We start from the raw sequence: 1,528 nt of genomic DNA, 5'->3' as shown, positions 1-1,528 counted from the left end.
TGCCTCTATGTCTTTCGTCAAGGCGCCTGGGTTCGGTTTGGGACGGTTTGACTTGCTGGGGTCACGCGGCGAGTTCGACGGCTTTCGGTGTCCGGGATTCGTAGAAGGTGCCGTCGCGGAGCATGGCGAACAGGACGCTGGTGCGTTGGCGGGCGAGGCGGAGGAGGGCCTGGGTGTGGGTCTTGCCGCGGGCTCGTTGCTTGTCGTAGTAGGCGCGGGAAGCCGGATCGGCGTTCATGCAGGCGAAGGCGGACAGGAACATCGCCCGTTTGAGCTGCCGGTTGCCGCCTCGGGGTGCGTGTTCGCCGTGGATCGAGGTGCCGGACGACTTCGTGGTGGGGGCGAGTCCGGCGTAGGAGGCGAGATGGGCGGCGGTGGGGAAGCTGGTGCCGTCGCCGACGGTGACCAGCAGAACGGCGGCGGTCCTGACGCCGACGCCGGGCATCGACGTCAGGACCGGGGAAAGAGGGTGGGCCTCCAGCAGGGTGTTGATCTGGGCTTCCATCGCCCGGCGCTGGGTGTGGACGGCGGCGAGCGAGGCGGCCAGAGAGGGGATGACGATGTCGAGGGTGCCGGTGCCGGGGACGACGACGGTCTGTTCGTCGAGCGCGTCGAAGACGTCGTCGATCAGCCGCTGAGCCATGCGCGGGGCTTTCGGGCGGATCAGCTCCACGAGCCTGCGGCGGCCGGCCTTGCGCAGGGCGGACGGGGAGCCGTAGCGCTCCAGCAGCCAGGTGACGGCCTGGTGGTCGAGGCGAGGGCCCAGGACCCGCTCCAGCGATGGGTGGAACTGGGTGAGCAGGCCGCGTATGCGGTTGGATGTGCGGGTGGCCTCGGCCGCGAGGTCCTGGTCGAAGCCGACGAGGACCGTGAGTTCGGCGGTGATCTCGTCGGTCAGTTCCAGCGAGCGCAGGGTGTGCGGCATGGTGCGGGCCGCGTCCGCGATCACCGCGGCGTCCTTCGCGTCGGTCTTCGCCTCGCCCGGGTAGAGGTCGGCGATCCGGCGCATCGCGAGTCCGGGCAGGTAGGCGACGCGGCAGCCCGCGTCGCGGGCGACGGTCAGAGGCAGGGCTCCGATAGAAGCGGGCTGGTCGACCACGACGAGGACGGTGCCGAACTTCGCGGCCAGCTTGTCGAACACGGCCCGCAGCTTGGGTTCGCTGTTGGGCAGGGGCTTGTCGAAGACCTTCTTCCCGGCCGGAGTGAGTCCGTGGCCGTGGTGGGCACTCTTGCCGACGTCCAAGCCCAGGAACACGCCCACGTCTTGGATCTCGAACATCGTGCCCTCTCCCGGGTGTTGACGGTGCCGGCCTCGGCTCGGGTGTCGTGCTCGCGCATCCACGTTATGCAGACCTGCCGCCCGCGAACTGCCCGGCGTTGCGCCGGGCCGGACGGTGGCCGGACCTCTGATCAGCGTCTCCGACGGACACCCCTCGGACCCGGTGACACCACCCCCCAGGTCATGTCTTCGACAGGGGGACACAGTCATGCCGGGCCCGGAGGCCAGCGGTCCCATTGCAGGACCGCG

1 protein-coding gene is annotated in these 1,528 nt (G+C 69.6%); it reads right to left on the bottom strand.

All coding sequences use genetic code 11. From position 1 onward, the window contains the following. Window positions 1–61 precede the first annotated feature (61 nt). Window positions 62–1,279, bottom strand: a complete 1,218-nt coding sequence (locus GA0115233_RS39995) for an IS110 family transposase (RefSeq protein ID WP_093725702.1) — start codon at window positions 1,277–1,279, stop codon at window positions 62–64. Window positions 1,280–1,528: the final 249 nt, after the last annotated feature.

Origin of the sequence: Streptomyces sp. DI166 (assembly GCF_900091315.1) — a bacterium.
In the GTDB taxonomy this organism is placed as follows: Bacteria; Actinomycetota; Actinomycetes; order Streptomycetales; family Streptomycetaceae; genus Streptomyces; species Streptomyces fuscus.
Note: the sequence above shows the minus strand (reverse complement) of the source record. Positions and strands in the feature narration are given on the sequence as shown.